Genomic DNA, 20,604 nt, shown 5'->3' with positions numbered 1-20,604 from the left:
CCGGTCCGCCGTCGGAAATTCCGGCTCATTGCAATAGAGTCACGGAACACGCGTCACTCGTCGACGTTTCACGGGGATTAAACGGAGGTCGGTCATGCGTATTCCCGCGCACTCGGTGTGCACGGCCATCCGGGACGACATCGTCGCGGGTGTCTACGAGCGCGGCAGCCGGCTGACCGAGGAACTCCTCGCCCGCCGCTACGGTGTCTCGCGCGTCCCCGTCCGGGAGGCCCTGCGCACCCTGGAGGCCGAGGGCTTCGTGGTGACCCGGCGACACGCGGGCGCGTGCGTCGCCGAACCCACCGAGCAGGAGGCCGCCGACCTGCTGGAGATGCGGATGCTGCTGGAGCCGCTCGGCGCCGCCCGCGCCGCCCAGCGCCGCACCGAGGCCCATCTGAAGGTCCTGCGCGGCCTGGTCAGGCTCGGCCAGGAGCGCGCTCGCCGGGGCAACAGCGACGACCTGCGCTCCCTGGGCGGCTGGTTCCACGAGACGCTCGCGCAGGCCTCCGGCAGCCCCGCGCTGACCTCGATGCTCACCCAGCTCCGCCACAAGATCGCCTGGATGTACACCGTCGACGCGCCGGCCGGTCCCGTGGAGTCCTGGACCGAGCACGGCGCGATCGTGGACGCGGTGGCGCGCGGTGACAGCGAGCGCGCGCGGGCGGTCACGGCGCTGCACGCCGAGCGCGCGACGGCCGCGCACCGGTTGCGTTTCGGCTCCGCCGGGGAGCGGGCCGAGCGTGTGAGGAACTCGCAACATCCCGTAAACACGGCGAGCCTGCGGCATTAACACGGGAGCCGTATACAAAGAGCAGGTAATTCGCGGGGGATTATTTCTGCTGCCCGAGAACGGGAAATCAACGACCCGCGACCGGAAATGGCGAAGGGCTCGCCCGATGAATTCGGACGAGCCCTTCAGGGTGCACCGGAACAGAGCGCTCCGGATCAGGCGCGAAAGAATGCTCAGACGGTCTCGGGCAGTTCCTCGAGACCCTCCGAGACCAGCTTCGCCAGCCGGTCCAGGGCGGCGTCCGCACCCTCGGCGTCGGAGGCGAGGACGATCTCCTCGCCGCCCTGGGCACCGAGGCCGAGGACGGCCAGCATGGAGGCCGCGTTGACGGGGTTGCCGTCTGCCTTGGCGATCGTCACCGGGACGCCTGCGGCCGTGGCGGCTCGGACGAAGATGGAGGCGGGGCGGGCGTGGAGGCCCTCGGCCCAGCCGACGTTGACGCGGCGCTCAGCCATGTGTTGCTGCCCTTCGGTTTTCAGGGTTGTCTAGACCAGTTTCCCATATCGTGAAGCTGCGCCGGAGCGGTCCTGATGTCCCGCCCCGGGGTGCCGTCGGATCGCGGCCTCGACCCGACTGACGACCTCCACAGACTGCCTCGCGCCGCTGTCGGACGCTAGCCGTACTCTGGGGCCCATGCAGACCTCGCCGGACCGGCACGAGTATCCCGCCCACTGGGAAGCCGACGTGGTGCTGCGCGACGGTGGCACCGCGCGCATCCGGCCCATCACCGTTGATGACGCCGAGCGCCTGGTCAGCTTCTACGAGCAGGTCTCCGACGAGTCGAAGTACTACCGCTTCTTCGCGCCGTACCCTCGCCTGTCCGCCAAGGACGTCCACCGCTTCACGCACCACGACTTTGTGGACCGGGTGGGACTCGCGGCCACGGTGGGCGGCGAGTTCATCGCCACCGTACGCTACGACCGGATCGGCGCGGACGGAACGCCCGCGTCCGCACCTGCCGACGAGGCCGAGGTCGCCTTCCTGGTGCAGGACGCCCACCAGGGCCGGGGCGTCGCCTCCGCTCTCCTCGAACACATCGCCGCCGTCGCCCGCGAGCGCGGCATCCGCCGTTTCGCCGCCGAGGTGCTGCCCGCCAACAACAAGATGATCAAGGTGTTCACGGACGCCGGGTACACCCAGAAGCGCAGCTTCGAGGACGGCGTCGTCCGTCTGGAGTTCGACCTCGAACCCACCGACCGCTCCCTCGCCGTGCAGTACGCGCGCGAGCACCGTGCCGAGGCGCGGTCCGTGCAGCGGCTGCTCGCGCCCGGCTCGGTCGCCGTCATCGGCGCGGGACGCACACCGGGCGGCGTGGGCCGCAGCGTCCTCGGCAACATCCGCGACGCCGGGTACACCGGCCGCCTCTATGCCGTGAACAGGGCACTTCCCGAGGGGCAGAAGGAACTCGACAGGGTGCCCGCCCACCGCTCGGTGCGGGACATCGACGGCCCGGTCGACCTCGCGGTCGTCGCCGTGCCGGCCGAACACGTCCCCGAGGTCGTCGCCGAGTGCGGTGAACACGGCGTGCAGGGGCTGGTCGTGGTCTCCGCCGGATACGCCGAGAGCGGCACCGAGGGGCGCGAACGCCAGCGCGCCCTCGTGCGGCACGCGCGCACGTACGGCATGCGGATCATCGGGCCGAACGCCTTCGGCATCATCAACACCTCCCCGCGGGTACGGCTCAACGCCTCCCTCGCCCCCGAGACGCCGCGCCCGGGCCGGATCGGCCTGTTCGCCCAGTCCGGCGCCATCGGCATCGCCCTGCTGTCCCGGCTGCACCGGCGCGGCAGCGGTGTCACGGGCGTGACCGGCGTCTCCACCTTCGTCTCCTCCGGCAACCGGGCCGACGTCTCCGGCAACGACGTCCTCCAGTACTGGTACGAGGACCCCGACACCGACGTCGTCCTCATGTACCTGGAGTCCATCGGCAACCCCCGCAAGTTCACCCGCCTCGCCCGCCGGACCGCCGCCGCGAAGCCGCTGGTCGTGGTCCAGGGGGCCCGGCACGGAGCGGCCCCCCAGGGGCATGCCGTACAGGCGACCCGGCTGCCGCACGCGACCGTCTCCGCGCTGCTGCGACAGGCCGGTGTCATCCGGGTCGACACCATCACCGAGCTCGTTGACGCCGGGCTGCTCCTCGCCCGCCAGCCGCTGCCGGCCGGGCCCCGGGTGGCGATCCTCGGCAACTCCGAGTCGCTCGGCCTGCTGACGTACGACGCGTGTCTCGCCGAGGGGCTGCGGCCGCACCCTCCGCAGGACCTGACCACGGCGGCCTCCGCCGCGGACTTCCACACGGCCCTGTCTCGGGCGCTGGCCGACGACCGATGCGACGCGGTGGTCGTCACCGCCATACCGGCGGTGGGGGAGGGCTCGGTCGCGGACGCGGCCCTCGCCGACGCGCTGCGCTCCGCGGCGGCCGCCGCCCCGGCCAAGCCGGTCCTGGTGGTGCACGTGGAGCTGGGCGGCCTGGCAGAGGCCCTGTCGGCGGCGGCGAGCACGGCACCGCAGGCCGAGGCGGACAATCAGCCACAAGCCCACCCCGACAGCCCTCAGGTCGCCCCTCGCCCGACGCCCCCCGGAGAACCCTCTGAGGACTCCCACCTCATCCCGGCCTACCCCGCCGCCGAACGGGCCGTCCGCGCCCTCGCACAGGCCGTCGCCTACGCGCAGTGGCGGCGCGACGCCGCCGACCCCGGCAGGGTGCCCGAGTACGAGGACATCGACGAGAAGGGCGCCGCCACGCTCATCGGCGGGCTCCTCGCACGCGGCCAGGGACTCACGCTCGGCACGGAAGAGACCTGCGACCTGCTCGGCCACTACGGCATCCATGTCCACCGCGCCCTGCCCGCCCCGACCCCCGACGCCGCCGTCGAGGCCGCCCGCACCCTCGGCTACCCCGTCGCCCTCAAGGCCACCGCCCCGCACCTGCGGCACCGCGCCGACCTGGGCGGTGTACGCCTCGACCTCGCCGACGAGGACCAACTGCGGCGGTCGTACGCCGAGTTGACCGAGCTGTTCGGCGCGCCCGAGGAGCTGCGCCCTGTCGTGCAACGGATGGCGCCGCGCGGCGTGGACGTCGTCGTACGGGCCGTGATCGACCCCGCGGCCGGAGCCGTGCTCTCCTTCGGGCTCGCCGGGGCGGCCTCACAGCTGCTCGGGGACACGGCCCACCGGCTGATCCCGGTCACCGACAAGGAGGCGACATCGCTGGTGCGCTCGATCCGCACCGCACCCCTGCTGTTCGGCTGGCGCGGCTCCGCACCGGCCGACACCGGCGCCCTGGAGGAACTGCTGCTGCGGGTGTCCCGGCTGGTCGACGACCACCCCGAGGTCGTCGCGGTCACCCTGGAGCCGGTCGTCGTCGCCTCGCACGGCCTGAGCGTCCTGGGCGCCTCCGTCCGCCTCGCGCCACCGCCCGCCCGCGACGACCTCGGCCCGCGGACCCTCCCCGCGTACTGACAGGGGGCGAGCGGTGCCTCGCAGTCAGTGGTCCCCCGTAGGATGGGCGTCATGGCCAAGACCAGTACGACGACCCAGGGGCTGCGGGCGGCGATCGAGCGCAGCGGCTACTACCCGGCCCTCGTGGCCGAGGCGGTGGAGGCCGCCGTGGGCGGCGAGCCCATTCGGTCGTACCTGGTCCATCAGGAGACGACGTTCGACCAGAACGAGGTGCGGCGGCACGTGACGGTGCTCGTCCTCACCGACCACCGCTTCATCGTCAGCCACACCGACGAACAGGCCGCCGACAGCACCTCCCCGACACCGTACGCCACGACGTCGACGGAGTCCGTGAAGCTGAGCCGTATCTCGTCGATCGTGGTCAGCCGCGTGGTCGCCAACCCGGAGTCGTACAAGCCGGGCACGCTGCCCCGCGAGGTCGTCCTCACCATCGGCTGGGGTGCCGTCTCCCGCATCGACCTGGAGCCGGCCGCCTGCGGCGACCCCAACTGCGAGGCGGACCACGGCTACACCGGCAACTCGACGGCGGACGACCTCAGCCTGCGCGTCAGCGAGGCCGGGGACGGACCGGAGACCGTACGCCAGGCGCTCGCCTTCGCGCAGGCTCTCTCCGAGGCGACCGCGGACAGCGTCCGCTGATGGCACAGCCGAACACGGCCTGGGACCACCACCCCGAACCGCTCACCGTCAGCTCCGCGCCGGTCCCCGAGTACGGCAGCGGCTCCCTCGCCGACCTGCTGCCCACGCTGGCCGCCGGCCTGGGCGTGCCGGGCATGACCGCTGCGATCCCCGAGCTGACCCCCGCCGACCGGAACTGCGTGTTCCTGATCGACGGCCTCGGCTGGGAGCAGCTCAGGGCACACCCCGAGGACGCCCCCTTCATGACGTCGCTTCTCGCCACCTCGCGCGGCGGCACCGGACGTCCGCTCACCGCCGGCTACCCGGCGACCACGGCCACCTCCCTGGCCTCCGTCGGCACCGGCCTGCCGCCCGGCGTGCACGGCCTGCCCGGTTACACCGTGCGCAACCCGGACACCGGCGAGCTGATGAACCAGCTGCGCTGGCAGCCGTGGACCCCGCCCGGCGCCTGGCAGCCGTACCCGACGGTCTTCCAGCTGGCGCACGAGGCGGGGGTGCACGCCGCGCAGGTGTCGTCCCCGACCTTCGAGAACACCCCGCTGACCCGCGTCGCGCTCAGCGGCGGCACGTTCCTCGGGCGGCTGACCGGCGAGGACCGCATGGACCTGGCGGCCGAGCAACTGGCCGCGGGCGACCGCTCCCTGGTCTATACGTACTTCGCCGAGGTCGACGGCGCCGGCCACCGCTTCGGCGTCGACTCCGACACCTGGCGCGGCCAGCTCATGTACGTCGACCGCCTGGTCCAGCGCCTGGCCGAGCAACTGCCGCCGCGCAGCGCCCTCTACGTCACCGCCGACCACGGCATGATCGACGTGCCGTTCGACGAGGAGCATCGCATCGACTTCGACGAGGACTGGGAGCTGAGTGCCGGAGTCGCCCTGCTCGGCGGCGAGGGCCGTGCCCGGCACGTCTACGCGGTGCCCGGCGCCGCGAACGACGTCCTGACCTGCTGGCGCGAGGTGCTCGGCGAGCAGTTCTGGGTGGCCTCACGCGACGAGGCCATCGCGGCGGGCTGGTTCGGCCCGAAGATCGACGAACGGGTGTACGGCCGTATCGGCGACGTGGTCGCCGCCGCGCGCGACGACGTCCTGCTCATCGCCTCCGAGCGGGAGCCGAAGGAGTCGGCGATGGTCGGCAACCACGGTTCCATGACCCCCGCCGAGCAGCTGGTCCCGCTGCTCGAAGTACGCTCCTGAAGTCCCGACCCGACCTCTCCTGTCTGATCTCCCACGCCGAAAGGTGCTCAACTCGACATGCCCGAGCTGGTGTTCTTCTCCGGAACGATGGATTGCGGGAAGTCGACGCTGGCTCTCCAGATCGAGCACAACCGCTCGGCCCGAGGCCTCCAGGGCATGATCTTCTCGCGCGACGACCGCGCCGGCGAGGGCAAGCTGTCCTCGCGCCTCGGCCTGGTCACGGACGCGGTGGAGGTCGAGGACGGCCAGGACCTCTACGCCTACCTCGTCGACCACCTCTCGCAGGGCGGTCGCGCGGACTACGTGATCGCCGACGAGGCGCAGTTCCTCGCGCCGGAGCAGATCGACCAACTCGCGCGTGTGGTCGACGACCTGGGTCTCGACGTCTATGCCTTCGGCATCACGACCGACTTCCGCTCCAAGCTGTTCCCCGGCTCCCAGCGGCTGGTGGAACTGGCCGACCGGGTCGAGGTGCTCCAAGTCGAGGCCCTGTGCTGGTGCGGCGCCCGGGCCACGCACAACGCCCGCACGATAGGGGGCGTCATGGTCGTCGAGGGCGCCCAGGTGGTCGTCGGAGACGTCACCCACTCCGCCGACGAGGTCGGCTACGAGGTCCTGTGCCGCCGCCACCACAGGCGCCGCATGACCTCGGCGGCGGCCCACGCGGCGGCCCTGTCCCCGGACGTGCTGCCGGTGTCGTCCTCCTGATCATCCGGGCGGTGTCGTCCTCCTGACCACCCGTCGGTGCCGTCCCGCCCCTCCGGCGGGCCGGCAGAAGGTCAGAACTGCCGTTGCAGCAGCGCGAACCGCGCCCCCTCCGGATCCGCCACCGTCGCCACCCGGCCGTGCGCGGTGTCGTGGGCCGGCTTGAGGACCTGCCCGCCCAGATGCACCAGGTGGTCCAGGGCGTCGTCGACGTCGGTGACCTGGAAGTACGTCACCCAGTGCGGGCCCCGGTCGCGGGACAGGGCCCGCCCCAGCCCATGGATGCCGGCGACGGGCCCGCCCCCGAGATTCAGGGTCACGTAGTCGAAGTCGGCGGACACCACCGGCTCCTCCTGGTAGCCGAACACCGTCCGGTAGAACTTGGCGACGGTCGCCGACTCGAAGGTCAGCAGCTCGTTCCAGGCAGGCGTGCCGGGGACGCCCGAGACGGTCGTGCCGAGATGCGCGGCGGCCTGCCACACGCCGAAGACCGCCCCCGAGGGATCGGAGCCGATCGCCAGGCGGCCGGCGTCGGCGGCGTCCAGTGGGCCCACGCCGATCGTGCCGCCGCAGCTGCGCACCGTCTCGGCGGTCAGATCCACGTTCTCCGAGGCGAAGTAGGGGGTCCACGCGATGGGCAGATGACGGTCCGGCGTCAGCCGGCCGATCCCCGCCACCTCGTGCCCGTCGAGCAGCGCCCGTACATACGGGCCGAGTTGCTGGGGGCCCGGCTGGAACTCCCAGCCGAACAGCGTTCCGTAGAACTCCTGGGTCGCGGCCGGCCCGTGCACCATCAGGCTCACCCAGCAGGGCGTGCCGGGCGTGTGTCGAGCGGGTCTTGCGCCGTTCGGGCCGGCGGACTCCCGTGCGTCGGTCATCGTCACTCTCTTCTCGGCCTCGCGGTGGGCGTGCCCTGCGCAGCCCGCGTGGGTACGCCCGGCGGGGCGGCCCCTGCCCGGGAGAATGCCTGATGCGCGGTGCGCTGTCCCTTGCGGCGCGCTTGTCGGCACGTGTCGTTCAGCTGTACAGCATGTGCTTGTTCCCGCACACCGCGTGATCGCCCAGGCTCGGCCGAGCAGAGTAACCGGACCCGGGCCGCTCGGCCACCCCTGTGCGCGAGGATGGAGCCATGAACGCCATCATCTCCGCATCCGACCTCGCGAGCGACCTGACGGGCGCCAACCCGCCCGTCCTGCTCGATGTCCGCTGGCAGCTCACCGCGGCCAAGGCGGCAGGGGAGCCGCCGTACGACGGCCGGGCCGCGTACGAGGCAGGGCACCTTCCCGGGGCCGTCTTCGTCGACCTGGACCGGGAGTTGGCCTCGGCGCCGGGGGAGGGCGGTCGGCATCCGCTGCCCGACCTCGCGCGCTTCGGCGCCGCGATGCGCCGGGCGGGCGTGTCGTCCGGGACGCCGGTGGTCGTGTACGACGGCGGCCAGGGGTGGGCGGCGGCCCGGGCGTGGTGGCTGCTGCGCTGGACGGGTCACCCGGACGTGCGGGTCCTCGACGGCGGGTTGCCGGCCTGGGAAGGGCCGTTGGAGAAGAGCGTGCCGACACCGGCCGAGGGCGACTTCGTGGCCGAGCCGGGGGCGTCCGGTCTGCTCGACGCCGACGCCGCCGCGGCGTTGGCGAGGTCCGGGGTGCTGCTGGACGCGCGGGCGGGGGAACGCTACCGGGGCGAGGTGGAGCCGATCGATCCGGTGGCCGGGCACATCCCGGGAGCGGTGTCGGCGCCCACCACGGAGAACGTGGGGGCGGACGGGTGCTTCCTCCCCGCCGGGGAACTGCGCGCGCGCTTCAAGGGGCTCGGCGTGACCGAGGACGCGCGGGTCGGCGTGTACTGCGGGTCGGGGGTGTCCGCGGCCCATGAGGTCCTGGCGCTGGCGATCGCGGGCATTCCGGCGGAGTTGTACGTGGGTTCGTGGTCGGAGTGGTCCTCGGACCCGGACCGGCCGGTGGCGGTTGGACCGGATCCCCGGTAACCCGACATGAGCGAGGGCCGCGCCCGGAAGGCGCGGCCCTCGCTCTCGTGAAACCGAAGCTGATCCGGCTACTCCTGCTTCTTGCGCCGCGTCCCGAACACGATCTCGTCCCAGCTCGGGACGGCGGCTCTGCGGCCCGGTCGGACGCCGTCGGCCTCGGCCTGCCGGTCGGTGGCGCCGATGAGCCGGTCGCGGTGGCTGCCGACGGAGCGCGGCATGAGGACGTCCGCGTAGGCGGAGCCGGCCGAGGCGGCGGGAGCCGGGGGCTCCTCCGCCTCCGGTTCGGCGACGGGTTCCTCCTCGGGCTCCGGTGCTGGGTGCTCCGGCACCACCAGGTCGCCGCGGAAGCTCGGCACCGCCTCCAGCAGGCTGGTCAGCGAGTCCCGCTCACCCGTGCTCTCTTCCATCGGCTCGGACGCCGCTGCCGGAAGGCTGGGCCGCTCCCGGTCGGCGGAACGGTCCAGCGGCCGGTCGCGCGGCAGCCGGGCGATCCGCGGGACGAACGGGAAGCTGGGCTCGGGCGCGGCCAGGTCGTCGGACTCGCCGATGAGCATGCGCGCCTCGTCGTCGACGGCCTGTACGAGCCGCCGGGGCGGGTCGTACGTCCAGCTCGCCGAGTGCGGTTCGCCCGCGACGCAGTAGACCAGCAGGACCTCCCACGTGCCGTCGTCGCGACGCCACGAGTCCCACTGGACGGTGTCCTTCTCGGCACCGCGCAGCAGCAGCCGCTCCTGCACGGCCTCGCCCAGGGGCGGACCGGAGTTCTCGCCGGGGCGGCGGACCGGGGTCTTGCGGGCCCGCTCGGCCATGAACGCACGCTCGGCGAGCACGGGACCCTCGAAGCGGCGGACCCGGTCGACGGGGATGCCCGCCATCTGCGCGACCTCTTCCGCGGTCGCACCGGCACGTATACGCGCCTGGATGTCGCGGGGGCGGAGGTGGCTTTCCACCTCGATCTCGATCTGGCCGAGGCGAGGACGGTCGCCGCGCACGGCGGCGCGGAGCCGTTCGTCGATCGGAAGCGTGTACTCCGTGCTGTCCGCAGCCTTCAGCACCAGCCGTGTGCCGTCATTCGAGACGGCCACGACACGCAGTTCGGGCATGGGGACCTCCCGGGTGGTGCCTGCCGACGTCACGTGCGTCGCTGCTTCCGCTAGTCGAGTGTGGCCTGCCCGGGTGCAGCCTGCCACAACCTTGCCGAGTTGCCCGGCGTGTCGGGCGCAGGCCCTGGATCGCCGTTATGGCACGGTTACCTATTCGCAACGCTAAGTGACGAACTTTGTCACCCTGTGCAACTGGCCCCCTCCCGGCGGTCCTTAAGGCCCCGTGCACCCTGACAGGAGACCGGACCCAGGGCTCGCAACAGTACTCCATTTGGGCCACCTGCGTGGATTGGCGCGCCGTCGAACTTCTGGCAAGGAGACGGACTCGGCCGCCCTGTCCCCGCTTTTCGCGATCTTGAACGTGGGGAACTTCACGTAATCACCAGAAACGGAACTAACTGTTTCGGACACGCGTCCCACTTCGGGGTCTACGGCACGATTCTCGGCGCCGGCGCCGGCGCCGGCGCCGGCGCCGTCAGTGTCGTCGCGACCTGCGGCGGCACGCTCAGGAGCAAGCGCCTCCGGCGCCCGGCGAGTTCACCTCGGGCATCGTCTACCGCACCCGCACCCGCACCCGGGGCCACCCCAGTGCGTCCCCTACGCCCCCAGAACCCTCCGCAAGTAGTCGTTCTGGAACCGCCGATCAGGATCGAGACGGTCCCGAAGTGCCGTGAACTCGGCGAACCGCGGATACACCCGGGAGAAGTACTCGGCGTCCCTGGTGTGCACCTTGCCCCAGTGCGGGCGACCCTCATGGGCGGTGAAGATCCGTTCGGCGGCGGTGAAGTACCGCTGGTAGGGCGTGCCCTGGAACATGTGGACGGCGATGTACGCCGTGTCCCGGCCCGAGGCGGTGGACAGCGTGATGTCGTCCGCCGGAGCGGTACGCACCTCCACGGGGAAGCTGACCTTCAGGCCGGAGCGGTCGACCATCGTCTTCAGTTCGCGCAGCGTCTCGACGACGGCCGCGCGCGGAACGGCGTACTCCATCTCCACGAAGCGCACCCGGCGCGGAGACGTGAAGACCTTGTAAGGGATGTCGGTGTAGGTCCGCGCCGACAGGGCCTTGCTGGAGATCTGGGCGATCGCGGGGATCGTGGCGGGCACCGCGCGGCCGACCCAGTTGGCCACCTGGAAGACCCCGTTGGAGAGGAACTCGTCCTCGATCCAGCTCTGGAGCTGCGGCACCGGCCTCTCCGGGCCCGCGCTGCGGTTGTTGCGCTTGGTGTTGGTGCTCCCGGTGTGCGGGAACCAGTAGAACTCGAAGTGCTCGTTCTCGGCCCAGAGTTCCTCGAAGTCGGAGAGGACCCTGTCGAACGGCATCGGCTCCTCGCGGGCCGTGAGCAGGAAGAGCGGCTCCACGGCGAAGGTGATCGCGGTGACGATGCCCAGGGCACCGAGGCCGATGCGGGCGGCCGCGAAGACCGCGCGTTCTTCGTCGGTCCCCTTCTCGGAGCAGGTGAGGACCGAGCCGTCGGCGGTGACCAGTTCCAGGCCCTTGATCTGGGCGGCGATCGAGCTGGAGTCGCGGCCCGTGCCGTGCGTGCCGGTACTGGTGGCCCCGGAGACCGTCTGCTCCATGATGTCGCCCATGTTCGTCAGCGACAGTCCCTCGCGCGCCAGGGCCATGTTGAGTCTCTTGAGCGGGGTGCCGGCCTCCACCGTGACGGTCATGGCCTCGCGATCAATGTCGCGTATGCCGGTCAACAGTTGAGGGCGGATCAACACGCCGTCGGTCGCCGCTATGGACGTGAAGGAGTGTCCGGTGCCGACGGCCTTCACCTTCAGGCCGTCCTCGGCGGCCCGCCGCACGGCGGCGGCCAGTTCGTCGACGGAGGCCGGGGTGACCTGCCGCGCGGGACGCGCGGAGACGTTGCCGCCCCAGTTACGCCACGTGCCGTTCTTTCCGTTCGCTGTGCTGCTCAACGGAGCCTCCCCGACCCGTAGCCGGCCGCTTGAGCCGACGGAATCCGAGGAAACCCACCGCGACCGCGACGGCCCCGGCCACCGCCGGAACCCCGTACCCGGCACGCGCCCCGGCAGCGTCGATCATCCAGCCGGCCGCGGAGGAGCCGAGTGCGACCCCCACCGCGAGCCCGGTGCTCACCCAGGTCATGCCCTCGGTGAGCTGCGCGCGTGGTACGTGCTCTTCGATGAGGGACATCGTCGTGATCATCGTCGGAGCGATGGACAGACCCGCAACGAACAGCGCCACGGCCAGAAACGGCAAGTTTCCGACCAGTAGGAGGGGGATCATACTCACGGCCATGGCACACACGCCCAGCAACCACCGGCGTTCCGGTGCCCCGGCGAAGCGCAGCAGCCCGAAGACCATGCCCGCCACGCAGGAACCGGCCGCGTACAGGGCGAGGACGATGCTCGCGGCGGCCTTGTGCCCCTCCTCGTCGGCGAAGGCCACGGTGACCACGTCGACCGCCCCGAAGATCGCCCCGGTCGCCACGAAGGTGGCCACCAGGACCTGAAGGCCGGGCGAGCGCAGCGCCGTGCCCCCGCCGCGGTGCTCTCGCGGATGCGGCTCCGGCTCGGTGGCGCGCTGCGCGGTCAGCCAGAAGACGCCGACGGCCAAGAAGCAGGCGGCGAGCAGCGGGCCGGCTTCCGGGAACCAGGCCGTGGACAGGCCGATGGAGATGATCGGCCCGAAGATGAAGCACACCTCGTCCACCACGGACTCGAACGAGTACGCGGTGTGCAGCTGCGGCGTGCCCCGGTACAGGGCCGCCCAGCGGGCCCGGATCATCGCACCGACGCTCGGCACGCAGCCGATGCCGACGCACGCCGCGTACAGCACCCAGTCCGGCCACCCGTAGTGCGCCGCGAACAGCAGGACGGCCGCAGCGGTGAGCGAGATCAGCGTCGCCGGCCGCAGTACCCGCCGCTGTCCGTACTGGTCCACCAGCCGCGAGACCTGCGGTCCGGCCACCGCCGCCGCCAGCGCGATGGTGGCCGACAGCGCGCCGGCCAGGCCGTACCGCCCGGTGAGCTGGGAGACCATTGTGACGACGCCGATGCCCATCATCGACAGCGGCATACGGCCGAGGAAGCCCGCGGCGGAGAAGCCCTTGCTGCCGGGAGCGGCGAACAGGGCGCGGTAGGGGCTGGGCACGGGGTCTCCGGAAGGCTCAGTAAGCTGCGAACGCAGTCGACACAGATTACGCCTCGGCGTGCGCCCGACGCACCCGTCAAGGCCCACTTCCGGCCGTCCGCCGCGCAGGCGTCACCCCGCCGTTTCCCGGCTGTCAGTGCCGGGTGGCAGGATCGACTCATGCCAGACGCGCGCGATGTCAGCCCCTACGACGCCCTGCTCCTGCTCTCCTTCGGCGGCCCGGAAGGCCCGGACGACGTGGTCCCGTTCCTGGAGAACGTGACGCGGGGGCGCGGCATCCCCAAGGAACGCCTCAAGGAAGTCGGGCAGCACTACTTCCTCTTCGGCGGGGTCAGCCCCATCAACGACCAGAACCGGGCCCTGCTGGACGCCCTGCGCAAGGACTTCGCCGACCACGGCCTGGACCTGCCGGTCTACTGGGGCAACCGCAACTGGGCGCCTTATCTGACGGACACGCTGCGCGAGATGGTCCGCGACGGCCGCCGCCGCGTCCTGGTCCTCGCCACCAGCGCCTACGCCTCGTACTCGGGCTGCCGCCAGTACCGCGAGAACCTCGCCGACGCCCTCGCGGCCCTTGAGGCCGAGGGGCTGGAGCTGCCGAAGGTCGACAAGCTGCGGCACTACTTCAACCACCCCGGCTTCCTCGAGCCCATGATCGACGGGGTGATCCGCTCCCTCGCCGAGCTGTCCGAGGACGTCCGGGACGGGGCGCACATCGCCTTCTCGACGCACTCGATCCCGACGGCCTCCGCCGACACCTCCGGGCCCGTCGCGGACCACGGAGACGGCGGCGCGTACGTCAGGCAGCACCTGGCCGTGGCGCAGCTGATCGCGGACGCCGTCCGGGAGCGCACCGGCGTCGACCACCCGTGGCAGCTCGTCTACCAGTCCCGCTCCGGCGCCCCGCACATCCCGTGGCTGGAGCCCGACATCTGCGACCACTTGGAGGAGCGGCACGCGGCCGGTGTCCCGGCCGTGGTGATCGCCCCCATCGGGTTCGTCTCCGACCACATGGAGGTCCTCTACGACCTCGACACGGAGGCCAAGGCCAAGGCGGAGGAGCTCGGGCTGCCGATGCGCCGCTCGGCCACCGTCGGCGCCGACCCGAGGTTCGCCGCCGCGATCCGCGAGCTCGTCGTGGAGCGCGCCGCCGTCGAGCGTGGGCAGGGGGTCACCCCCTGCGCCCTGGGCGCCCTCGGGCCCAGCCACCACCTCTGCCCGGCCGGCTGCTGCCCGGCCCGCGCCGCCCGCCCCGCCGCCGCGGGCGCCGACAGCACCTACGCGTGAGGAGCCCCATGACCGACCCCCTGCACAAGGACCTGCTCGACCTCGCCCATGAGGCCGCTCGCCGCGCGGGCGCGCTGCTGCGGGACGGGCGCCCGGCCGACCTCGCGGTGGCCGCGACCAAGTCCAGCCCCATCGACGTCGTCACGGAGATGGACATCGCGGCCGAGAAGCTCATCACCGGCCTGATCGCCGAACGCCGCCCGGACGACGGCATCCTCGGCGAGGAGGGCGCCGCCACGGAGGGCACGAGCGGCGTCCGCTGGGTCATCGACCCGCTCGACGGCACGGTCAACTACCTGTACGGGCTGCCCACCTGGGCCGTCTCCATCGCCGCCGAGCAGGACGGCGAGACCGTCGTCGGAGTCGTCACGGCCCCGATGCGCGGCGAGACCTTCCACGCGGTGCTCGGCGGCGGAGCCTGGGCCACCGGTGCCTGGGACGGTGAGCGCAGGCTGGCCTGCCGTCCCGCGCCGCCCCTGGACCAGGCGCTGGTCTCGACGGGCTTCAACTACGTCCACGAGGTCCGCGCTCACCAGGCCGAGGTCGCCCAGCGGCTGATCCCGTTGCTGCGCGACATCCGGCGAGGTGGTTCGGCGGCGGTCGACCTGTGCGACCTGGCCGCGGGGCGCCTCGACGGCTACTACGAGCGCGGCCTGCACGCCTGGGACCTCGCGGCGGGCGACCTGATCGCCCGGGAGGCGGGCGCGCTGACCGGTGGACGCCCCGGAGAGCGCCCGTCAGGTGATCTGACAGTCGCGGGTACCCCGGGCGTCTTCGAGCCCCTCCAGCGCCTGCTGGAGGACTTCGGGGCCTGGCACGACTGAGGACGACCCGGCCGTCATACGACGGCCGGCGCCACGCCGAACACCGAGTGAACAGGGCCGCGAGACGACGAAGCGGGCCCCGGCGCTGGATTCCCCGGGGCCCGCTTCGTACGGCCTGATCAGACGCTCGTCGCGCCGACCTCCACACCGTGCTCGGCGGCGAGACGGCGCAGGTCGTCGAGCTCGCCCTGCTCCACCTCGACGAGGAATTCGTCGCCCTCGTCGCGAGCCCGGGACAGATCGGACTCGGTCGCCCTTATGCGCTGCAGAAGTCCTGCGGTGAATGCGTCCATGCTGCGCCCCCTCGTCCTGGGTCGTGGGTCGTGGCACGGGGGTGTGCCGTTCGGAAGGGACGATCACGTCTCCGGTGGATGCCCAGCGCCGCTCAGCTGGGCGGCGACGGTGCCGGACACCCACGCCCGCACTGCGGAAAGCGGGTTGATGCGCACCGCATGGTGGTGCGGTACCAGCAGAGGGTGATCGTGGGATGTAAAGCCGTCCTCCCCAAGCTCCGTTCCGTGGAAACCTAACCGGAGGAGAAAATCTCTTATTCCGCCTCGGGCCCCGTCCCCCTCACCCGCCTTACCTCGGACTTATGGCCGAAAAGGGCAGGATGGAGGGCAACACACCAACACACCGTCGAAGACCCCTGCCCGTCTGCGCCTGTGCGGCGCTACGCGGGTGGACATGAGGAAGGACCAGGGACGTGCGCGTACTCGTCGTCGAGGACGAGCAACTGCTCGCCGATGCGGTGGCCACCGGACTGCGCCGGGAGGCCATGGCCGTCGACGTCGTGTACGACGGTGCGGCCGCCCTGGAGCGCATCGGCGTCAACGACTACGACGTGGTCGTCCTCGACCGCGACCTCCCGCTCGTGCACGGCGACGACGTCTGCCGCAAGATCGTCGAGCTCGGCATGCCCACGCGCGTGCTGATGCTCACGGCCTCCGGCGACGTCAGCGACCGGGTGGAGGGCCTGGAGATCGGCGCCGACGACTATCTGCCCAAGCCGTTCGCGTTCAGTGAGCTCATCGCACGCGTGCGTGCCCTCGGCCGGCGCACCAGCGTGCCCCTGCCGCCGGTCCTGGAGCGCGCCGGGATCAAGCTCGACCCCAACCGCCGCGAGGTCTTCCGCGACGGCAAGGAGGTCCAGCTCGCGCCCAAGGAGTTCGCCGTCCTGGAGGTGCTGATGCGCAGCGAGGGCGCCGTCGTCTCGGCGGAGCAGCTGCTGGAGAAGGCCTGGGACGAGAACACCGACCCGTTCACGAACGTCGTGCGCGTGACGGTCATGACCCTGCGCCGCAAGCTCGGCGAGCCGCCGGTGATCGTCACCGTCCCCGGCTCCGGCTACCGGATCTGATCGACCGTGGCCACCACTCCCGCGCCTCCTCAGGCACCCCCGAAGCCCACCTGGGACCCCAGAAGGCCCGCGCCGCCCTTCCCGTGGCTGCGCCCGACCATCCGCATAAGGCTCACGCTGCTCTACGGCGGCATGTTCCTGATCGCCGGCATCCTGCTGCTGTCGATCATCTACCTGCTGGCCGCGCAGGCGCTGAACGTGGGCAGCGAGCTGCCGTTCAAGATCGTCGAGGGCAAGGTCACCAGCGACATCTGCAACCTGCCCGACCAGGCCTCGCCCAGCGAGTTCAACAACGCCATGAACCAGTGCGTCAACGAGCAGCGCAACCACGCCCTGGACAGCCTGCTCAGTCGCTCGCTCCTGGCCCTGCTCGGTCTGGCGGTGATCGCCTTCGCCTTCGGCTACGCCATGGCCGGCCGCGTCCTGTCACCCCTGGGCCGGATCACCCGCACCGCGCGCGCGGTGGCGGGCTCCGACCTGTCCCGCCGGATCGAGCTGGACGGCCCGGACGACGAGCTGAAGGAGCTGGCGGACACCTTCGACGACATGCTGGAGCGGCTCCAGCGCGCCTTCACCGCCCAGCAGCGCTTCGTGGGCAACGCCTCGCACGAGCTGAGAACACCGCTGGCGATCAACCGCACGCTCCTGGAGGTGCACCTGTCCGACCCGAACGCGCCGATGGAGCTCCAGCAGCTCGGCAAGACGCTGCTGGCCACCAACGAGCGCAGCGAGCAGCTCGTCGAAGGCCTGTTGCTGCTCGCCCGCAGCGACAACCAGGTCGTCGAGCGGGGTCCGGTGGACCTCGCCGAGGTCGCCGGGCAGGCCATCGACCAGGTGCGCGGCGAGGCCGAGACCAAGGGCGTGCGGATCCGCGGCGAGCAGAAGCCCGCGGTGGTCCAGGGCAACGGCGTGCTGCTGGAGCGGATCGCGCTCAACCTGGTGCAGAACGCCGTGCGCTACAACGTGGCCGAGGACGGCTGGGTCGAGGTCACCACCGAGGTCCAGCACGGCCAGGCGGTCCTGGTCGTGTCCAACACGGGCCCGGTCGTGCCGGCGTACGAGATCGACAACCTCTTCGAGCCGTTCCGGCGGCTGCGCACCGAGCGCACGGGCAGCGACAAGGGTGTAGGTCTTGGTCTGTCCATCGTCCGCTCGGTGGCCCGGGCGCACGGCGGGCACATCTACGCACAGCCGCGCGAAGGGGGTGGGCTCGTGATGCGAGTCACGCTGCCCATCTGAGATCATGTCGCCGATCAACTCGGCGACACACGGGGATGTTCGCTTTGCGCGGAATTTTCGAGATCGCATCGCGCGTGCCCCGTGTGTGATCGATCACAGCGGCGCCTTTCCGGCCATCTACTCTCCGTGATCACGTGTCTTGTCGGAAAGCCGGGAAAGTCCCGGTTTTCGGGGGTCTTGATCACGGGAAGTACACGGTGAGACGCCTTTGAAGTGCGGCATTCGGACCGTGTACGGTCCCCATCGCCATCCAAGCCGATCACTCGTGAGGAGTCCGGTTGGGTGTCGATTGAGTAACAGACCTTGATGTGAGGCAAAATCTCCGCCTCAGGTCGGGCACAAGTCCGGCCTCTCACGCGTTAGTGCGCTGGAGACACCGCAGACACCCAGAGGGGGAGAGCGACATGGCAACCGATTACGACACTCCACGCAAGACCGATGACGACGTTGACTCGGACAGCCTCGAAGAGCTGAAGGCTCGGCGGAACGACAAGTCGGCCTCCGCAGTGGACGTCGACGAGTTCGAGGCCGCAGAGGGCCTCGAACTGCCCGGCGCCGATCTCTCGAACGAGGAGCTGGCAGTACGAGTGCTCCCGAAGCAGCAGGACGAGTTCACCTGCATGAGCTGCTTCCTGGTGCACCACCGCAGCCAGCTGGCCCGGGAGAAGAACGGTCAGCCGATCTGCCGCGACTGCGACTGAGGGCGGGTCGGCCGTGACTGGCTCGACCCCTCCCTGGAAGCGCCGCTTCTCCAAACGGAAAGCGGACGAAGGGCCGATCGACGGCCCGCAGCACGGCGCGCGTGACGACGAGCGAGGCTCAACCGGTACGGGGGCGGCCTCGCTCGAACCGGCAGCGGACCGGGGCGACCACCCGGCGTCCGTGGACGTCCCCGCACCCGTCGCCCGACGGACGGCGGGGACGCTCCGCGAGCGGGCCATGGACAGTGCCCGCAAGGGCTCGGTCCGGGCCCGGGCCGGGCTCGCCCATCTCGCCGACCGGATCATCGAACTGGCCCCGCGCGTCCCCGTACGGGACCTGGCGACGCTCCGCAGGCAGTTCCCGGGCCTGGGGCCCGAAGAGCTCGCGGACAAACTCGTCGCGGGCGCGGCGAAGGCGACGGCGACGGTCGGAGCGGGCATCGGCGCGGCGGCGATGCTTCCCGTGCCGCCCGCGATGCCGACGGAACTGGCCGCCGAGGTCACCGGCGTCGCGGCGATCGAGCTGAAGCTGATCGCCGAACTCCACGAGGTCTACGGCGTACGGCCGCCCGGCAACCTCAAGCAGCGCAGCACCGCGTACCTCGACTCGTGGTCGGGGGAGCGCGGGATCGACGCGACCAAGCCGTCGACGTTGACGACGGCGCTGAACAGCCGCATGAAGCGCGATCTGCGGCAGCGGATCATGAAGCGGATGGTCCGCAGCATGCCGAACCTGGTGCCGTTCCTGGTGGGCGCCGCCGTCGGGGCGGCCATGAACCGCAGCGAGACGAGAAAGCTCGCCGTCCGGATCCGCGAGGACCTGCGCAGGATCCAGGTGCCCTGGGAGGCCCTGGAGCCGCTCCCCGCCCTGGAACGTCCGGCGGACGCCCTGGAGATGGGCGAGATCACCAACGACCCCCTGAGCCGCCTCGAGAACGAAAAGCTCGAGAACGACAAGCGCGACAAGCGCGACGACGGACGCTGAGGCGCCGCCGGGGCCCGCGCGTGCGCGTGCCGTCGGTATCGCGGTCCACTGCCGGATGACGCCCCGCGCAGGTGTGCTACGCCGGCTTCGCCGCCCTCAGCGCCTCCGCCAGGCGCTCCGGCTCGCGCGTGGACAGGTACAGGTACGGAGTCGGGTCCTCCGGGTCCGTGACCTCCACCCGCAGGGCCGTGGGGATGTAGGCGCGCAGCAGCATGAAGGCGCGCGGGTCGGCCTTGTGGGTGCGCCAGGCACGGGTTTCCTCCGCGTCCAGGACCTCCGCCTCGCCCAGGGCCGCCACCGGGATCTTCGCCTCGCCCGCGATCAGTGAATCGCCCACCACACGGATGCGGACCGAGCCGTACGAACTCGCGGCGACGGCCGCGACCGCTGTGCCCCCGGCCAGGCCGCCGAGCATCGGCAGCGTGCCGAACGGGAGCAGGACCAAGGCCATGGAGACCCCGACGAGGAACGAGATCAGCCACCAGGACCGGGGAGCGGTCAGGCGTTCTTCGTACGGGGCGGCGGAGAGCTGCATGGAGCCAAGCTTGACACGGTGTCCGGAAGGGGCCGACGCGCGGGTAAGGTCTCCGGCTGTGAGTCGTACTTCCGCTGCTCTTCAGCCTCCGGCCGACGCCGTGCGACCGGTGCGACATCCCGACGCTCCGGCGTCCGGTGAGCTCCTCGGTGCGCACTACGGCCAGTGTTTCGGCTGTGGCGGGGACCAGCCGCACGGGCTGCACCTGGAGGCACGGGCCGGCGAGGGCGTGTCACTCACCGCCGAGTTCACCGTTCAGCCCGCCCACCAGGGCGCCCCGGGCCTCGCCCACGGCGGTGTGCTCACCTCCGCCCTGGACGAGACCCTCGGCTCGCTGAACTGGCTGCTGCGCACGATCGCCGTGACCGGACGGCTGGAGACCGACTTCGTACGGCCCGTGCCCGTCGGCACCACGCTGTACCTGGAGGCGGAGGTGACGGCGGTGGCCGGGCGGAAGATCTACTCGACCGCCACGGGACGCGTCGGCGGCCCCGACGGGCCCGTCGCCGTCCGTGCCGACGCCCTCTTCATCGAGGTGAAGGTCGACCACTTCGTCGACCACGGCCGCCAGGAGGAGATCCAGGCGGCCATGAACGACCCGGACCAGGTCCGGCGCGCCCGCGCCTTCGAGGTGAATCCGTGAGTGCGGAAGGCCTCTTGAGCCCGGTGACCCCCA

The 20,604-nt window shown here is 71.5% G+C and carries 20 protein-coding genes; 13 read left to right on the top strand and 7 right to left on the bottom strand.

Annotation, left to right across the window (positions count from 1 at the left end; genetic code table 11):
- The first annotated feature begins 94 nt into the window (after nt 1-94).
- Nucleotides 95-790 (top strand): GntR family transcriptional regulator, encoded by a 696-nt coding sequence (locus tag ACZ6TU_RS34685; RefSeq protein ID WP_467680964.1) that lies wholly within the window; start codon nt 95-97, stop codon nt 788-790.
- A gap of 173 nt (nt 791-963) precedes the next feature.
- Here ACZ6TU_RS34685 and ACZ6TU_RS34680 read toward each other — a convergent pair whose 3' ends face one another.
- On the bottom strand, nt 964-1,245 hold the full coding sequence (locus ACZ6TU_RS34680) for an HPr family phosphocarrier protein (RefSeq protein ID WP_003993478.1): 282 nt from the start codon (nt 1,243-1,245) through the stop codon (nt 964-966).
- Nucleotides 1,246-1,423: 178 nt separating this feature from the next.
- Between ACZ6TU_RS34680 and ACZ6TU_RS34675 the strand changes: the two genes are divergently transcribed.
- From ACZ6TU_RS34675 to ACZ6TU_RS34660, 4 genes are read left to right on the top strand one after another with little or no spacing between them, the layout of a single operon-like run.
- Nucleotides 1,424-4,249, top strand: a complete 2,826-nt coding sequence (locus tag ACZ6TU_RS34675; protein WP_467680961.1) for a bifunctional acetate--CoA ligase family protein/GNAT family N-acetyltransferase — start codon at nt 1,424-1,426, stop codon at nt 4,247-4,249.
- 42 nt (nt 4,250-4,291) lie between these two features.
- The gene (locus tag ACZ6TU_RS34670) at nt 4,292-4,888 is read left to right on the top strand and encodes a DUF5998 family protein (protein ID WP_467681129.1); all 597 of its coding nucleotides are present in this window, start codon (nt 4,292-4,294) and stop codon (nt 4,886-4,888) included.
- Nucleotides 4,888-6,084 carry an alkaline phosphatase family protein gene (locus tag ACZ6TU_RS34665; RefSeq protein ID WP_467680959.1) on the top strand — a complete coding sequence of 399 codons (1,197 nt, stop codon included), beginning with the start codon at nt 4,888-4,890 and terminating at the stop codon, nt 6,082-6,084. The genes ACZ6TU_RS34670 and ACZ6TU_RS34665 overlap by 1 nt, the downstream gene beginning before the upstream one ends.
- Before the next feature lie 57 nt (nt 6,085-6,141).
- On the top strand, nt 6,142-6,792 hold the full coding sequence (locus ACZ6TU_RS34660) for a thymidine kinase (protein WP_467680957.1): 651 nt from the start codon (nt 6,142-6,144) through the stop codon (nt 6,790-6,792).
- Between the two features lie 71 nt (nt 6,793-6,863).
- Here ACZ6TU_RS34660 and ACZ6TU_RS34655 read toward each other — a convergent pair whose 3' ends face one another.
- Nucleotides 6,864-7,667, bottom strand: a complete 804-nt coding sequence (locus tag ACZ6TU_RS34655) for a VOC family protein (protein ID WP_467680955.1) — start codon at nt 7,665-7,667, stop codon at nt 6,864-6,866.
- 251 nt (nt 7,668-7,918) lie between these two features.
- On the opposite strand from ACZ6TU_RS34655, the gene ACZ6TU_RS34650 reads away from it, so the two are divergent.
- Complete coding sequence (locus ACZ6TU_RS34650; RefSeq protein ID WP_469552847.1) at nt 7,919-8,770, top strand: sulfurtransferase; 852 nt, start codon at nt 7,919-7,921, stop codon at nt 8,768-8,770.
- A 68-nt stretch (nt 8,771-8,838) separates the two neighbouring features.
- Here the strand turns inward: ACZ6TU_RS34650 and sepH are convergent, their stop codons facing one another.
- The 3 genes from sepH to ACZ6TU_RS34635 all read right to left on the bottom strand — a co-directional run bounded on the left by sepH (nt 8,839) and on the right by ACZ6TU_RS34635 (nt 12,997).
- Nucleotides 8,839-9,873, bottom strand: a complete 1,035-nt coding sequence (gene sepH, locus ACZ6TU_RS34645) for a septation protein SepH (protein WP_467680951.1) — start codon at nt 9,871-9,873, stop codon at nt 8,839-8,841.
- 597 nt (nt 9,874-10,470) lie between these two features.
- Nucleotides 10,471-11,799 (bottom strand): D-arabinono-1,4-lactone oxidase, encoded by a 1,329-nt coding sequence (locus ACZ6TU_RS34640; RefSeq protein ID WP_469552844.1) that lies wholly within the window; start codon nt 11,797-11,799, stop codon nt 10,471-10,473.
- Complete coding sequence (locus ACZ6TU_RS34635) at nt 11,759-12,997, bottom strand: MFS transporter (RefSeq protein ID WP_469552843.1); 1,239 nt, start codon at nt 12,995-12,997, stop codon at nt 11,759-11,761. Before ACZ6TU_RS34635 ends, ACZ6TU_RS34640 begins: the two co-directional genes overlap by 41 nt.
- A gap of 159 nt (nt 12,998-13,156) precedes the next feature.
- Here ACZ6TU_RS34635 and ACZ6TU_RS34630 point away from each other — a divergent pair, with 159 nt between their 5' ends.
- The gene (locus ACZ6TU_RS34630; protein WP_469552841.1) at nt 13,157-14,284 is read left to right on the top strand and encodes a ferrochelatase; all 1,128 of its coding nucleotides are present in this window, start codon (nt 13,157-13,159) and stop codon (nt 14,282-14,284) included.
- An 8-nt stretch (nt 14,285-14,292) separates the two neighbouring features.
- On the top strand, nt 14,293-15,108 hold the full coding sequence (locus ACZ6TU_RS34625; RefSeq protein WP_467680943.1) for an inositol monophosphatase family protein: 816 nt from the start codon (nt 14,293-14,295) through the stop codon (nt 15,106-15,108).
- Between the two features lie 119 nt (nt 15,109-15,227).
- Here the strand turns inward: ACZ6TU_RS34625 and ACZ6TU_RS34620 are convergent, their stop codons facing one another.
- Nucleotides 15,228-15,401: a hypothetical protein gene (locus ACZ6TU_RS34620; protein WP_179272427.1), complete on the bottom strand. Its 174-nt coding sequence runs from the start codon at nt 15,399-15,401 to the stop codon at nt 15,228-15,230.
- Nucleotides 15,402-15,814: 413 nt separating this feature from the next.
- On the opposite strand from ACZ6TU_RS34620, the gene ACZ6TU_RS34615 reads away from it, so the two are divergent.
- The 4 genes from ACZ6TU_RS34615 (at nt 15,815) to ACZ6TU_RS34600 (ending at nt 19,393) form a co-directional block, all read left to right on the top strand.
- Nucleotides 15,815-16,468 carry a response regulator transcription factor gene (locus ACZ6TU_RS34615; RefSeq protein WP_003993508.1) on the top strand — a complete coding sequence of 218 codons (654 nt, stop codon included), beginning with the start codon at nt 15,815-15,817 and terminating at the stop codon, nt 16,466-16,468.
- 6 nt (nt 16,469-16,474) lie between these two features.
- The gene (locus tag ACZ6TU_RS34610) at nt 16,475-17,707 is read left to right on the top strand and encodes a sensor histidine kinase (RefSeq protein ID WP_467680941.1); all 1,233 of its coding nucleotides are present in this window, start codon (nt 16,475-16,477) and stop codon (nt 17,705-17,707) included.
- Between the two features lie 404 nt (nt 17,708-18,111).
- Nucleotides 18,112-18,408 (top strand): DUF4193 domain-containing protein, encoded by a 297-nt coding sequence (locus ACZ6TU_RS34605; RefSeq protein ID WP_003993510.1) that lies wholly within the window; start codon nt 18,112-18,114, stop codon nt 18,406-18,408.
- Between the two features lie 13 nt (nt 18,409-18,421).
- Nucleotides 18,422-19,393, top strand: a complete 972-nt coding sequence (locus ACZ6TU_RS34600) for a hypothetical protein (RefSeq protein ID WP_467680939.1) — start codon at nt 18,422-18,424, stop codon at nt 19,391-19,393.
- A 76-nt stretch (nt 19,394-19,469) separates the two neighbouring features.
- On the opposite strand, the gene ACZ6TU_RS34595 is transcribed toward ACZ6TU_RS34600, so the two are convergent.
- A complete protein-coding gene (locus ACZ6TU_RS34595) occupies nt 19,470-19,928 on the bottom strand; it encodes a DUF3093 domain-containing protein (protein ID WP_010035031.1) in 459 nt (152 codons plus the stop codon).
- 58 nt (nt 19,929-19,986) lie between these two features.
- Between ACZ6TU_RS34595 and ACZ6TU_RS34590 the strand changes: the two genes are divergently transcribed.
- On the top strand, nt 19,987-20,571 hold the full coding sequence (locus tag ACZ6TU_RS34590) for a PaaI family thioesterase (protein ID WP_469552837.1): 585 nt from the start codon (nt 19,987-19,989) through the stop codon (nt 20,569-20,571).
- Nucleotides 20,572-20,604 lie beyond the last annotated feature (33 nt).

It is taken from the genome of Streptomyces sp. NPDC052064, from assembly GCF_055585925.1.
This window is presented reverse-complemented; position numbering and strand designations above follow the sequence as displayed.